10 protein-coding genes and 1 pseudogene are annotated in these 14,634 nt (G+C 66.4%); 6 read left to right on the forward strand and 5 right to left on the reverse strand.

Annotation, left to right across the window (positions count from 1 at the left end):
• Nucleotides 1-7: 7 nt before the first annotated feature.
• The gene (locus MVA47_RS15845; RefSeq protein ID WP_247208614.1) at nt 8-676 is read right to left on the reverse strand and encodes a TrkA family potassium uptake protein; all 669 of its coding nucleotides are present in this window, start codon (nt 674-676) and stop codon (nt 8-10) included.
• A gap of 130 nt (nt 677-806) precedes the next feature.
• On the opposite strand from MVA47_RS15845, the gene MVA47_RS15850 reads away from it, so the two are divergent.
• From MVA47_RS15850 to dxs, 3 genes are all read left to right on the forward strand, one after another.
• Complete coding sequence (locus tag MVA47_RS15850; RefSeq protein ID WP_247208615.1) at nt 807-2,834, forward strand: APC family permease; 2,028 nt, start codon at nt 807-809, stop codon at nt 2,832-2,834.
• On the forward strand, nt 2,831-4,219 hold the full coding sequence (locus MVA47_RS15855) for a class I SAM-dependent RNA methyltransferase (RefSeq protein ID WP_247208616.1): 1,389 nt from the start codon (nt 2,831-2,833) through the stop codon (nt 4,217-4,219). Before MVA47_RS15850 ends, MVA47_RS15855 begins: the two co-directional genes overlap by 4 nt.
• 88 nt (nt 4,220-4,307) lie before the next feature.
• On the forward strand, nt 4,308-6,290 hold the full coding sequence (gene dxs / locus MVA47_RS15860; protein ID WP_247208617.1) for a 1-deoxy-D-xylulose-5-phosphate synthase: 1,983 nt from the start codon (nt 4,308-4,310) through the stop codon (nt 6,288-6,290).
• A gap of 11 nt (nt 6,291-6,301) precedes the next feature.
• On the opposite strand, the gene MVA47_RS15865 is transcribed toward dxs, so the two are convergent.
• Complete coding sequence (locus tag MVA47_RS15865; protein ID WP_247208618.1) at nt 6,302-7,651, reverse strand: ribonuclease D; 1,350 nt, start codon at nt 7,649-7,651, stop codon at nt 6,302-6,304.
• Nucleotides 7,652-7,663: 12 nt separating this feature from the next.
• Nucleotides 7,664-8,254, reverse strand: a complete 591-nt coding sequence (locus tag MVA47_RS15870) for a DUF3000 domain-containing protein (RefSeq protein ID WP_247208619.1) — start codon at nt 8,252-8,254, stop codon at nt 7,664-7,666.
• Between the two features lie 98 nt (nt 8,255-8,352).
• On the opposite strand from MVA47_RS15870, the pseudogene hemE reads away from it, so the two are divergent.
• The 3 genes and pseudogenes from hemE (at nt 8,353) to hemQ (ending at nt 11,532) form a co-directional block, all read left to right on the forward strand.
• A pseudogene (hemE, locus tag MVA47_RS15875) lies at nt 8,353-9,419 on the forward strand (uroporphyrinogen decarboxylase).
• Nucleotides 9,416-10,801: a protoporphyrinogen oxidase gene (hemG, locus tag MVA47_RS15880; protein WP_247208620.1), complete on the forward strand. Its 1,386-nt coding sequence runs from the start codon at nt 9,416-9,418 to the stop codon at nt 10,799-10,801. The pseudogene hemE and the gene hemG overlap by 4 nt, the downstream one beginning before the upstream one ends.
• Before the next feature lie 35 nt (nt 10,802-10,836).
• Nucleotides 10,837-11,532, forward strand: a complete 696-nt coding sequence (hemQ, locus tag MVA47_RS15885; protein WP_247208621.1) for a hydrogen peroxide-dependent heme synthase — start codon at nt 10,837-10,839, stop codon at nt 11,530-11,532.
• Between the two features lie 57 nt (nt 11,533-11,589).
• Here hemQ and MVA47_RS15890 read toward each other — a convergent pair whose 3' ends face one another.
• Entirely contained in the window at nt 11,590-12,762 is a 1,173-nt protein-coding gene (locus tag MVA47_RS15890) for a glycosyltransferase family 87 protein (RefSeq protein ID WP_247210837.1), read from the reverse strand.
• A 230-nt stretch (nt 12,763-12,992) separates the two neighbouring features.
• Nucleotides 12,993-14,624, reverse strand: a complete 1,632-nt coding sequence (locus MVA47_RS15895) for an alpha/beta hydrolase (protein ID WP_247208622.1) — start codon at nt 14,622-14,624, stop codon at nt 12,993-12,995.
• Nucleotides 14,625-14,634: the final 10 nt, after the last annotated feature.

Here is a 14,634-nt window from a genome sequence, read left to right on the forward strand (position 1 = left end):
GCAGAACTCAGTCGAACTCCGGGGCCACGCCGGCGGCAACTGTGCGCACTGCCTCGAGGTTGTCGGTGAGGGCCGCGACGAAGACCTGATCATCCTGCTGGAGAACCGATTTCGGGCTGGGTAACACGGGCCTGCCCAGTCGGTTGATGAAACTGACCCGGGACCCCGTGTTCTCCTGGAACAGGGTCACCGAGGTTCCCACCCACGATTCGTGCACGGTGAGCCGAACGATCGCGACCTCGCCCGACGGTTCGGTCCAGGCGACATCGTCGGCACTGCCACTGCCCAGCGCGGAGATGAACCGGTCAGTGGTCCACGGCACCGTCGCCACGGTGGGAATGCCCAGCCGTTCGTAGACAGCGGCCCGCTTGGCGTCGTAGATCCGGGCGACGACCTTGGGCACATTGAAGGTCTCGCGGGCGACGCGTGCGGCGATGATGTTGGAGTTGTCACCGGAGGAGACCGCCGCGAAAGCGTCGGCTTCGGCGATTCCTGCGCGGCGCAACACTTCCTGATCGAATCCGACGCCCTTGACCTTGGTTCCGCCGAAATCCTCGGGGAGTCGCCGGAACGCTGTTGCGTCGCGGTCGATGATCGACACATCGTGCCCGGAACCTTGCAGTTCCTGGGCAATGGACGCACCCACGCGACCGCATCCCATCACCACAACATGCATGAGAACTCCTCGCTCACATCACCTGAGTGAACTGTTGCTCCGAGCCCGGCTCGGCCGCGTCCACTCACTCTCCCGAACGCTACCGTGACCGACGTAGCTATACGGCAGCACAGGCCCTATTGTTTGCTTGGTGTCCACGGTGTCGAAGACGTCCACCGCAGCCAAACGGCTGCTGCTGGGACGTCCTTTCAGGAGCGACAAACTCGGGCACACCTTGCTGCCCAAGCGGATCGCCCTCCCGGTCTTCGCCTCCGATGCCATGTCATCGGTGGCCTACGCCCCGCAGGAGATCTTCCTCGTCCTCTCGGTCGCGGGTTTGTCCGCGTATACATACACACCCTGGATCGGTCTCGCCGTCGCCTTGGTGATGGTCGTGGTGGTCGCCAGCTACCGGCAGAACGTCCACGCCTATCCCTCCGGTGGCGGAGACTACGAGGTGGCGACGACCAACCTCGGCCCCACTGCCGGCCTGACGGTCGGTAGCGCACTGCTGGTCGACTATGTCTTGACCGTGGCCGTGTCCATCGCATCGGCGGCCGAGAACATCGGTTCGGCCATCCCGCTGGTCCAGGACCACAAGGTGTGGTTCTGCGTGGTGGCGATCGTTCTGCTGACGTCGATCAACCTGCGCGGACTCCGAGAATCGGGCACTGCGTTCGCAATTCCCACCTACGCCTTCATCTTCGGGATGGTGGCGATGCTCGGCTGGGGTTTCCTGCGGGTCCTCGTGTTCGGTGATGACCTCACCGCCGAGACCGCAGGCTACGAGATCAAGGCCGAGCAGAGTCACCTCGTCGGTATCGCGTTCGTGTTCCTCATCGCCAGGGCATTCTCGTCGGGCTGCGCGGCGCTGACCGGGGTGGAGGCGATCAGCAACGGGGTACCCGCGTTCAAGAAGCCCAAGTCCCGCAATGCGGCCACCACCCTGCTGCTGCTCGGCGGCATCTCCATCGTCCTTTTGATGGGCATGATCCTGCTGGCCAAGCAGATCGGTGTGAAGTACGTATCGGATCCGGCGAAAGACCTCATCGGCGCCCCCGACGGGTACGAACAGAAGTCCTTGATCGCTCAGATCGGACACGCCGTGTTCGGCGGGTTCACGCCCGGCTTCTACTTCGTGACCATCGTCACCGCACTGATCCTGGTACTCGCGGCGAACACGGCGTTCAACGGTTTCCCCGTCCTCGGTTCGGTTCTGGCACAAGATCGCTACCTCCCGCGGCAACTCCACACCCGTGGTGACCGGCTTGCCTTCTCGAACGGAATCCTCTTCCTCGCTGCGGCGGCGATCGCGTTCATCGTCGCCTTCGGCGCTGAGGTGACCGCGTTGATCCAGCTCTACATCGTCGGGGTGTTCGTGTCGTTCACCCTCAGCCAGATCGGCATGGTCCGGCACTGGACGCGGCACCTCAAGACCGAGAAGGATCCCAGCGCAAGGTCGCGGATGCTGCGCTCGCGGGTGATCAACAGCATCGGTCTGGTGATGACCGGCTCGGTCCTGATGATCGTGCTGGTGACGAAATTCCTTGCCGGAGCATGGATCGCCATCGTGGCGATGGTCGCGATCTTCGGCCTGATGAAGCTGATCCACCGGCACTACGCCTCGGTGCAGGCCGAATTGGACAATTCCGACTACGAGGCGGTGTTGCCGAGCCGCACCCATTCGATCGTGCTCGTCTCCACGCTGCACCTGCCGACCCGCCGGGCAATAGCGTTTGCCAGGGCCACCCGTCCGGACACCCTCGAAGCCGTCACCGTGAACGTCGACGACCGCGACACCCGGAAACTGGTGGCGCAGTGGGAAGACAGCGACATCACCGTGCCGCTCAAGGTGATCGCCTCGCCGTATCGAGAGGTCACCCGGCCGGTCATCGAGTACGTGCGCCGACTGCGGCGTGAGTCGCCGCGCGATGTGGTGACGGTGTTCATCCCGGAGTACGTGGTGGGACATTGGTGGGAGCAGATCTTGCACAACCAGTCGGCCCTGCGCCTCAAGGGTCGTCTGCTGTTCGAACCGGGTGTGATGGTGACGTCGGTTCCGTGGCAGCTCAGCTCGTCGGACCGCCGTAAACGCGACCGGGTCTACATCGCCCCGGGCGACACCCGGCGCGGCGTCGGCTCCACACCCGGTGAACGCACCGGGCGGGGACCCGAGTGAGCGGCCCCGAGAGCAGAGAAGGCCACGACACCGGTTGGCTGGGAACAGAATTCGACATCACCGTCGACCGGCTGGGTCACGGCGGCGTCTGTGTCGGCCGCCATGAAGGCAGGGTTGTCTTCGTCCGGCACGCGCTGCCTGGAGAACGGTTGCGGGTCCAGGTCACCGAGGATCGTGGCAAAGGGTTTTGTCGCGCCGAGGTGGTGGACATACTCACCTCGTCCGATCACCGCATAAACCCGGCCTGCCCGGCGGGAGCCCCCGGTGGCGGCGCAGGATGCTGTGATCTGTCTCATACCACCGGAAGCCATGCGCGCGAGCTGAAGTCATCCGTGCTCACCGAATTGCTGTCCAGGATGGGTGGGGTCACCTGGGAAGGCGAGGTCACCTCGCTCGACCCGCATGCCGGATCCGAACCGGAGACAGGATGGCGGATCAGGCAACGGCTGTTCGTCGACGACGACGGCAGGCCGGGCCTGGCGGCCTTCGGATCGCATGCGGTGGTCCCACGACTGGACTGTGCGCAGCCGGTCACCGGCATGCTCGGTGGGCTCGACGAGTACACCGGCCTGACACCCGGGGCCGAACTGTTCATCACGATCGGTGACGACGAACAGCGGCACATCTCGCAGATCGCGCCGCCGGAGGCTGAACGCGGTGGACCCGCGAAGCGGCGGACCCGGGCAAACGATCGACGTGGTCAGGCGCAGCGGTCACGCTCGAAACGCGCCGCGCCGCGGATCGAGGAAATCGTCTCGGGCACCGAATCGGTTCAGCGCACGGTCGGGAACCGGACGTGGCTCTTGCCGGTGTCGGGCTTCTGGCAGGCCCACCGTCTGGCGGCAGCCGGCTACGCGAACACGGTCCGAGAGCTGCTCCGGCAGGCCGACCTGGGTCGGTCCGTGATCGCCTGGGATCTGTACGGGGGAGCCGGAACACTGGCAGGCGCGATCGTCGACGAGTGCGACAACACTAGCGCGGTGGTGACCGTCCATGTCGTGGAGACGGACCCACAGGCGATCGCTGCCGGATCCGAGACGTTCGCCGACGACCCGCGCGTGCACTTCCACCACTCCAGCGTTACCCGGACAGTGGCGGATCTGCCCGCCCCGACCGTTGTCGTCGCCGACCCGCCACGCGCGGGCGCGGGCAGGGAAGTGGTGGACAAGATCGTCGCCGCAGCGCCCTCGGCGATCATCGCCGTCGGCTGCGATCCGGCCACCTTCGCCCGCGACCTGGCGGACTATCGACGCGGCGGCTACGAGGTGCACTGGTTGCGCGGTTTCGACGCGTTCCCGCTGACCCACCACATCGAAGCGATCGCGCTACTGCGGTCCTCGCCACAGTCGGCTGCGGTACGAGCCCGCAGCGGCATACGTCCGTAGACTGGGTGACCACGCACCGCCACAGCCCGGCGGCGCAGCGACGGTCTCGAACCTCTCACCGTTGCCCATTGCCATGAAAGGACCTGGGATGAGCGTGCTGGATTCGGTCGATTCACCCGCCGACCTGCGCGAGCTCTCCCTCGAGCAGACCCAGGAACTGGCTCAGGACATCCGGCAGTTCCTCATCGCGAAGGTGTCGGCGACCGGCGGCCACCTCGGACCGAATCTCGGAGTCGTGGAGCTGACCTTGGCGCTGCACCGGGTGTTCGACTCGCCCCAGGACGCGCTGCTCTTCGACACCGGTCATCAGTGTTACGTGCACAAGATCGTCACCGGTCGCAAAGGTGCATTCGACACCCTGCGTCAGCGGGGCGGGCTGACCGGCTACCAGGAGCGAGCCGAGAGCGAGCACGACTGGATCGAGTCATCGCACGCGTCTGCGGCATTGTCGTACGCAGACGGACTGTCCAAGGCGTTTGCACTGACCGGTCAGGACCGGCACGTGGTGCCGATCGTCGGAGACGGTGCGCTCACCGGGGGGATGTGCTGGGAAGCACTCAACAACATCGCGGCCGGCGATCGCAAGATGGTCATCATCGTCAACGACAACGGTCGTTCGTACGCGCCGACCATCGGCGGTTTCGCCCAACATCTGTCCGGACTGCGGCTACAGCCCGCATACGAGCGGGTGCTCGACGAAGGCCGCCGTGCAGTGTTGCGTCTGCCGTTTTTCGGGCAACTGGCGTACTCCGCTCTGCACGGTCTCAAGACCGGTATCAAAGATGCGCTCACACCCCAGGCCATGTTCACCGATCTCGGCCTCAAGTACGTCGGGCCGGTCGACGGCCATGACCAGGATGCGCTCGAAAACGCGCTGCGCCAGGCGAAGGCATTCGGCGGACCGGTCATCGTCCACACCGTGACCCGCAAGGGCATGGGTTATCACCACGCCGAGAACGACATCGCGGACCAGATGCACTCCACCGGGATCATCGATCCGGCCACCGGCAAGGCGACCTCGGTGTCGGCTCCGGACTGGACGTCGGTCTTCTCGGCTGCCCTGGTCGAGGCCGGGGGTCAGCGTCGTGACATCGTCGCCATCACCGCGGCGATGGCCGGGCCCACCGGGCTGGCCGCTTTCGGTGAGCGTTTCCCGGACCGGATGTTCGACGTGGGCATCGCCGAACAGCATGCCCTCACCTCGGCGGCGGGGCTTGCGCTCGGTGGGATGCACCCGGTTGTCGCCATCTACTCCACGTTTCTCAACCGTGCGTTCGACCAGTTGCTGATGGACGTTGCCCTGCTCGGCCAGCCGGTGACCCTCGTGCTCGACCGCGCCGGCGTCACCGGTCCGGATGGCCCCAGCCACAACGGAATGTGGGACCTGTCCCTGATGTCCATCGTGCCGGGCATGAGGGTCGCCGCGCCCCGCGATTCGGTGCGGCTGCGTGAGGAGCTCGCCGAGGCGCTCGACATCAACGACGGCCCCACGGCGCTGCGTTTTCCGAAAGGTGCCGTGCCCGAGGACATCCGGGCAATCGAGCGACTCGCCGACGGCACCGATGTGCTGCACCGGCCGGGTCACGGTGAGTCCGAAGACGTCCTGATCGTCGCGGTGGGTCCGTTCGCCTCATTGGCCATGGACACTGCCGCCAGGCTGGCGCAACAGGGGATCGGTACCACGGTGATCGACCCTCGCTGGGTGCTGCCGGTGCCCGAGTCCATTTCCGAACTCGCCATCGAGCACCGTCTGGTGATCACCGTGGAAGACGGTGGAGTGCATGGTGGTGTCGGGTCATCGGTCTCGGAAAACCTTCGGGCCAAGGGGATCTCGACACCGGTCCGTGATGTCGGTATCGCTCAGGAGTTCCTGACGCCTGCCTCGCGTGGGCAGCTGCTCGATGAGCTCGGACTCACGGCTCAGGACGTTGCCCGGGCGATCACTGCGATGGTCTCCCGGATGCAACCGCAGCTGTCGTCGTCGGACGAGAACGATCTGGACTCCGGCTTTGCGGGCTCCGACGATGTACGTAGCGAGAACAGTTCGGGCACACGCGAATCCGGTCGGTGACGGGTTCGCCGTCAGTCGTTGTCGATTGACGGCCCGTCGGCATCCTTGTCCTCGAGGGGACGACCCAGTGCTTCGCTGATCACCGGTGCCGTCAGCTCGATCTGCCATGGACGTGCGCCACCCGCGGCCAGCCGTTGCTCGACTGCCTGCACGGTGGGCGGGTCGACTCCCTCCCAGGACAGCTGGCGAACCAGTTCGGGGAGCAGCAGGTTCTCGACCGGTACCGAGAACTGTTCGGAGAGGTCGGTGAGGCCGGCCCGAATCCCTGCCAACCGGGCAGCAGCCTCGGGATCCTTGCTCTCCCATCGGTTGACAGGCGGTAGACCCACCGTTGCCGGACGACGCGACGGCAGTTCCTTGTCGGTCAGTCGGCGCGCGGCATCGAGCGCCGACAGCCAGCGGGCGGCCTGGCGACGTTGGCGAGGGCCGCCGAATACCGGCACTCTGTACAGTTCGTCGAGTGACTTCGGGTCCGCGGTGGCAGCGGCGATGATGGCCGAGTCGGGAAGGATGCGGCCGGGAGCCACATCGCGACGCCGGGCGATCTCTTCGCGGGCATTCCAGAGCTGCTGGACGGCTGCGAGGATGCGCGGCGACTTGATGGTGTGGATACGGGAAACGCGTCGCCACCTGTCGGTGCGGGGCGGTGGATCCGGTCGGGCCAGTATGGCGGCGAACTCCTGTTCGGCCCAGGTCTCCTTGCCCGCATCGACCAGAGCGGCCGCAGCCGCCTCACGCAGTTCGATCAGGACCTCCACGTCGAGCGCGGCATAGTTGAGCCAGTCGGCCGGCAGGGGACGCCTCGACCAGTCTGCCGCTCCGTGTCCCTTCACCAGGCCCAGCCCCAAGAAGTGCTCGACCATCGCCGCGAGGTTGACCCGGGCGATCCCGAGCAACCGGCCGGCCAGTTCGGTGTCGAAGAGCCGAGCACAGCGGAATCCGAGCTCGCGCAGGCATGGCAGGTCCTGATCGGCTGCGTGGAGGATCCATTCGGGGCCGTCGAGTGCCTCGATCACCGGGGTCAGCGCCTCAGGGTGATCGATGGGATCGATGAGGAAGGATCCGCTTCCGGCTCGTTTGATCTGGATGAGGTATGCCCGCCCCGAGTAGCGGAAGCCGGAGGCGCGTTCGGTGTCGAGTGCCACCGGACCTGTGCCCTCGGACAGCAGTCGGCCGGCCTCGGCGAACTCGGCTGGGGTGGACAAGACAGGCGGAACGCCATCCGCCGGTTCTGTCAGCGGGATCGGTTCGGGATGGTCGGGCTCGTCCGTGGTGCCGCCGTCCGTCACTTCCGGCTCGCCGGATGACTGATCGCCCGGGCCGGAGTGGGCCGTCGGGTCAGTGCTCGTGGGATCGGTCATCGGCGTCCCGGGTCACGCTTTGGTGAAGCCGAGCTGCGTGACGCCTGTCGGCGGCAGCCCGGCCGCGAGCGACAGCACCTCGCAGAAAGCCTCGACGTGCCCGTCGAGGTCACTGTTGGTCGCTGTCCAGGAGGCGCGGAGTTCCAGTTGATGAGCTCGCGGTGGTCCGGAGATGTCGCCGTACCGCACCGATGAGGTGGAGGTGACCGTGCCGCCGAGGGCCGTGATCTCGATGGTGGGTTTCGCCAGCGCCTCGGTGAGCCAGCTCCACGCGACTTCCGGGAGCAGTGGGTCGGCGGCGAGGACGGCTTCGACCTCTGCCTGGATGAAGGCCACCAATCGCATGGTGCCGTTCCAGGCCTCGTGTCCGTCGGGATCGTAGAGCAGGATCAGCCGGCCGAAAGCGCTGCCGTCGGAGTCCGTGGCGATCTCGCCGTCGTCGGGCTGGGTCACCTCGGCGCCCACTGCATAGCTGAAAGGCGCCAGCCGCTGAGGTGGGCGAATGCTGCCGAGCTCGATCTCCGACCGCACCTTGGCCGCATGCATCGATTCGATGGCGCTGCGGAAAACTGCAGGCTCGCTCGAGGCTTCGGATGTGGTCACCCGTCGACCGTAGGTCCAAGCCGGGCGGACCGACGGTAGGCGCGCCGATGGCTTGATCGGCCCCTATTCGGTAGTCCTTGGAGTCCTGGGCGCAGTGCATGGCAGCATGTCAGGTGATGACTCAACAACATGCCCGCGCCCTTTCGCCGCTGGTCGCGGCCGCTCGTGGGCAACAGCCCGACCGCCGACCGGTGTGGTTCATGCGGCAGGCCGGCCGCTCACTGCCCGAGTACCGGGAGATCAGGGTCGGGCGCGGGATGCTCGAATCCTGCTTCGATCCCGAACTGGTCTGTGAGATCACCATGCAGCCGGTTCGCAGGCACGGTGTCGACGCGGCAATCCTGTTCTCCGACATCGTGGTTCCACTCAAGGCGGCCGGGGTCGACCTCGACATCGTCTCCGGGGTGGGTCCGGTGATCGCGCACCCCATCCGCACGCACGCCGATGTCCGCGCCCTTCCCTTGCTGACAGCCGACGCGGTCGGTGCGGTCTCGGCCGCGGTGAAACTGTTGAAGGTCGAGCTGGGCGAGACCGCACTGATCGGTTTTGCGGGCGCCCCGTTCACCTTGGCGTCGTACCTGATCGAAGGCGGCCCCAGCCGCAACTACGAGAACACCAAGGCCCTGATGTACGGGCAGCCGGCCATCTGGCACGAACTGGTCGGCAAGCTCGCCGACATCACGATCGCCTTCCTGAAGGTCCAGCTCGATGCCGGAGTCGACGCCTTCCAGTTGTTCGACTCGTGGGCAGGCGCGCTCTCGGTGGCGGACTACAACGCCTTTGCCCGACCCCATTCTTCGCGTGTCTTCGCCGAACTGGCGTCGTACGGTGTTCCCCGGATCCATTTCGGGGTTGGCACCGGCGAGTTGCTCCACGACATGGGAACCGCCGGCGCCGACGTGGTCGGGGTCGACTGGCGGATCCCGCTCGACGATGCAGCGCGCCGGATCGGGCCGGGCCGGGCTCTACAGGGAAACCTCGATCCGGCGGTGCTGTTCGCGCCGTGGCCGGTGGTGGAACAAGAGGTCCGCCGCATCGCCGCCGAAGCTGATCGAGCGGTGGCAGGGGGGCACTGGGCCACATCTTCAACCTCGGTCACGGGGTTCTGCCCGCCACCGACCCGACCGTGTTGACCCGGGTGGTGGAGTTGGTGCACTCGCTGTGACCAGTGTCGCGGTGCTCGGTGGCGGAATCTCGGGACTGACCGCGGCGTACCGGTTGCGGACGCTACTCGGGCCAGCCGCGGTGATCGATCTCTTCGAAGCATCGCCCGTCCTCGGTGGCACGTTGCGGACAGCCGAACTCGACGGGCACCATGTGGACGTCGGCGCCGAGGCATTCCTGGTGCGCCGCCCGGAAGTCGCCGCTCTGGTGGACGAACTCGGCTTGACCCCGTCACTCGTCCATCCCGGTGTTCTCGGCCCCAATGTCCTCAGCGGCTCCACCCTCAAGGCAATGGCCCGTCCGACGGTGATGGGAATCCCCGGTGGTCCGGACGCCGTACGCCACCTCGCCGAGGCGGACGACCTTGCGCGCATGGCCGATGAGCCTCAGCGACCTCTCGATTGGCAAGCAGGACGGGACATGTCGATCGGGGCCCTGATAGGGGACCGATTCGGCCGGTCGATCGTGGATCGCAGTGTCGACCCGATGCTCGGCGGTGTGTATTCGGCGCGTGCCGACGACCTGGGAGTGCGGGCCGTGGTTCCCGCCCTGGCGGCGCGACTCGACGCCGGTGCTCCCAGCCTGACCGCGGCGGTGACCGGCCTCCTGGCCGCATCAGGTGGTTCTGGTCCGGTGTTCGGCGCCTTGGCCGGGGGATACCGCCAGCTGGTCGACGAACTCGGCCATCGGTGTGCCGCAGGGATCCATACCGGCGTGGCAATCCGACAGCTGATCCGAGCGGGCTCCGGCTGGATGGTCGACGACGCCCGCTACGACGGTGTGGTGGCTGCGTTGCCGGCTCCCGTCCTGGCCCGCGTGTGCGCAACCGTTCCCGAGGTCGCCGAGCCGCTGACGCGGGTCGACCTGTCGGGTTCGGCGGTGGTGTCGCTGGCGCTCGAAGCGGGTGTCGACTTGCCCCAGCTCTCGGGGGTGCTCGTCGCCAGTGACGAATCACTGGTGCACGCAAAAGCTTTCACCTTCAGTACGCGCAAATGGAATCATCTCGCCGAGGACGCGGTGTTGGTGAGGGTGTCGTTCGGTCGTTACGGCACCGATCTCGAGAACATCGAGGACGACCAGCTGATCGACTGGGCGGTGGCGGATCTCGCAACGGTCATCGCTCTGGCCGGCGGGGGAGAAGTGCGTGTCGGACCGCGGGACGCCGTGGTCCAGCGGTGGCCCGGCGGACTGCCTCGATACGCGCCCGGTCACGCGTCCCTGGTCGCAGAGGTCGACCGCAGTCGTCCGCCGGGTCTGGTGCTCGCCGGTGCCACTTTCGACGGTGTGGGGGTACCCGCATGTGTCGGTCGTGCAGACAGGGCGGCCCGGCAACTCGTCGCCGATCTGGCTGTTGGTGGGCCTCGGAGCACGCACCTGCGCTGACATCGCGTTGTCCTGGCAATGGCAGGATGGGAACCATGACGCGCCTGGACTATGCAGAACTCAACGCCACTGTTCGTTACCTCATGTTCTCGGTCTTCTCGGTTCGGCCGGGCGAGCTGGGCGACGATCGGGACGAGGCGATCAGCGACGCCCGCCAGTTCTTCGACTCGCTCGAAGCCAAAGGTGTTGTGGTTCGCGGTGTGTACGACGTCTCGGGTCTGCGGGCCGACGCAGACTTCATGATCTGGTGGCATTCGGAAGAGGTCGAGCAGATCCAGGCCGCCTACGCCGATTTCCGCCGGACCACCATCCTCGGCCGTGCCAGCAACGCAGTGTGGAGCAACGTGGCGCTGCACAGGCCCGCAGAGTTCAACAAGAGCCACATCCCGGCGTTCCTCGCGGGTGAGGAACCGGGCAAGTACATCTGCGTGTACCCGTTCGTCCGCTCGTACGAGTGGTACCTGCTGCCCGATGCCGAACGACGCACCATGCTCGCCGATCACGGCAAGCAGGCACGCGGATACAAGGACGTCCGGGCGAACACCGTGTCGTCGTTTGCCCTCGGCGACTACGAGTGGTTGTTGGCGTTCGAAGCGCCCGAGCTGCATCGGATCGTCGACCTGATGCGCGATCTACGCGCCACCGAGGCGCGGATGCACGTGCGCGAGGAGACCCCGTTCTTCACCGGCCCGCGCGTCGACGTCGACAAGCTCATCACCGCTCTGCCCTGAGAAGTCGCCGCCCTCGAGCAGTCAATCGCTGTCCGCGGCTTGGTATTCGGGTTCAGTTCATGCGCCGACGGCGGCTGCGGGCCGCGTTCGGGTTCCGGGGATCTCGTGATCCCCGGACTTGCGAAGATCCAGATACCGGAACAGCAGCGCGCAGAACACCGCGATCATGAGCAGTGACCAGCCCCAGGTCACCTTGTTGTACTCGATCGCCCGCCCGAACGCCTCCCAGCGATCCGAGTAGAACCCGTCGAATGTGAAGCACCCGTAGACACCGAGCCAGGCCGGCCAAGTCCGAATGGCCGAGCCCCGCATGAACACCGTCATCAGCAGCGGGAACAGCAACATCGAGTAGTAGCCCTGGCCCAGCGAGCCGACCAGCCACGACGTGCACAGCAGTACACCGGCCGAAGTGCTCATCCACAGAAGTTCGTCGATGGTGCGGTAGTAGCGGTACAGGAACCACAGGCTGAAGGCGGCCATCAGGACAAAGGCGATCCGCAACAACACCACGAGCCAGGTCTGCACGCCGAAGTAGGCGGCATTGCCGACGATCGAACTGTTGTAGTAGTCGCGCGCCTCGAAGAGGTACGGCGCGGTGCGGCTCACGAAAGACCGGGGGTCGGCGGACAGCGGCCACGCAAGCGCGGTCAGCAGGAGCGGGACCCCGATCGCACCCACGAACACCTTCCACTGACGGTTGAGCAGAGGGAGCAACAGCAGCACGGCAAGAACTGGCTTGACCGCGAGGGTGAGACCGAGAGGGACACCCGCCCACAGGTCTTTCCGCTTGAGCGCCAACATCATGAACAGCAGCTCACCGAGCAACACGAAGGCGTTGAAGTTCACGAAGATCAGAGTGTGCGACACCGTCTCGGACAGGAAGAAGACGAACAGCACAACGGGCATCACCCACGACCGGACCGAGTACCCGAACATGCGGGTGATCAGATACGCGCACAGTACGAGCACGGCGGCGGAGACGAAGATGAACAGCCATCGCGCTCGCTCGGGGTCGATGTAGCCCAGCGGAGCCATCAGCAGCGTTCCCGACGGCGGGTACAGGTAGTGAGGGTCGACCGTGTTGTAGTTCTCGGTGTAGATCGGCTCGTTGCGCAGGAACGCCAGCGCGGCGCGATATACCGGCGAGAAGTCGTCTGTGCGGTCGCCGTCCACGCCCAGGATCACCGTGCGCTGAAACACCATGAGGATTGCGACGGGCCAGAGCACCATCGAGATGATGCGGCCTACGTCGACACCCGGGAACAGGACGCGTTCGGCCGTTCCCGTGCGGTTGACCAGGCCGTACCCGGGTCGCTTCCCGTGCTCCCGGCCGACGTCAGCGGAAGTTTTCTGGTGGTCTCCGGTGGAAGGGTCATTGATCGACACTGCCGCACCGTACTACGGCAGCGGCCCCGCGCCGTGCCCGACACCACGAACAGATGCCGGTCCCGTTGATCCGGTCAGGCCGGACACGCACCGGGAGCGGGTGGTTCACCCGAGCGGGCGTAGGCGATGGCCGCTTCCCCGGCACAGTCCGAGTGCGCCAGCACCGAGTAGCCGAGGCCTTCCCACGAGAGAATCGATGACGTGGCACCGGCGCCGATCAAGGCGCCGTTGATGCCGTCGGACGCGGTGGGCCCGTTGATGGTGTCGCCGGAGCCGGTGAACATCAGCACCGGCACGGGGATCTCGCCGATGGTCGGAGGGGCGGCGCCGGCGGGGAAGCCGTTGCACCGCAGGAGGCCCAGTGCCGTGCCGGCACCGGTCAGTGGATATTGCCGACCCCATTCGGCGATCAGCCCGTCGATCTGGTTGCGCCCGACGGGTTCAGAGGTGTCGTTGCACTGCGACAACAGCTGACCGTCGGTGCCACGCAGGGCCCTGGCCTGAGCTATCGCCGTGCGCAGGGTGCCGAGAGCGCCGCCGTCGGCTGCACTGAGCATGTCGGCGGCTGTGGTGATGACGGTGGCCCGGTCGCCGGGCGCGAGCGCGATGGTGGTGGTCAGTGCCGCCAGGACGTCGGTATCGGCGATCCCGTCGAGGCCGCCGGTACGCGCCCGGTCGAGCAGGCCGGCGATGACGACGCCGGGGTCGGCGCCGAGGGAGCAGCTGATGGCCCGGCACTGATCGGCGAACAAGCCGAGTGCAGCGCCGGTGCCCTCGGCGATCTGTTGCCCGGTGGTCTGGGCGTTGGTCGAGTACGGCGCCGGCGTGTCGAGGATGAGCCGGGCCAGGTGGTCGGTGTAGAGCCCTGCGTAGGCCAGTGCCACAGCTGCGCCTTCCCCGACGCCTGCGATACCGATCCGGTCCACCTGCCATACCGTGCGCAGCTTCTCGAGATCGGCTGCCGCATTGTTGCCGGTGAATTGCACCTGGTGCGGGCTCAGGATTTCCGTACAACCGTCCGACGCCGACGTCCCCGCGGCGGCCAGTCGTTCCACGCGCGCCGGGTAGTCAGCGGATGAGGTGCTGAAGCCGTTGTTCAGGAGCGTGTTTCGTTCCAGGTTCGTCATACAGTCGAGCGGCGTCGACGCGCCGGTCCCTCGCCGGTCGACAGCGACCACGGGATGCGCCGACAACAGGTTGCGACCGCCACCCTGCGCCAAGCTGAGCAGTGTGCGGGTGGACGGTATGTCGGTGCCGGAGGTCAGCACCAGCGGAGCAGCGTCGGCGGGCGTGTCGGCCGACCGTGCTCGGACAGCCGAGACCGTCACGGTGTCGATGCTCTGGGTGCCCGGAGTCACCGAGTTCTCGAAATTGCCGCACTCGAACGTGATGCCCGGTGGGAGATCGGTCCCGGGAAACCGCTCCTGCAGATCGTCGCCGCACTCTCGCCATGCCAGATCCTGTTTGGGGACTTCGAGGCTCGGTGGCGGCGGCGTGGTCGTCGGGGCCTGCCCTCCGCCGTTGTTCTCTTCGATGACCAGATCGGGCCCGGGATCGGGACCGGCCGTACATCCGGTGAGGATGCCCACCGCCACCATCGCTGCCGCCAGCAGGCGCAGTGAGCGTCGACGGGCTGAACGATCCGGGCGGCTGAGCGACCACATCCGGCCGGTGCGGTCGTCTGTGGTCACAAGAGCGCGCTGCATATCGGCGAGG

It is taken from the genome of Williamsia sp. DF01-3 (genome assembly GCF_023051145.1).
GTDB lineage: Bacteria > Actinomycetota > Actinomycetes > Mycobacteriales > Mycobacteriaceae > Williamsia.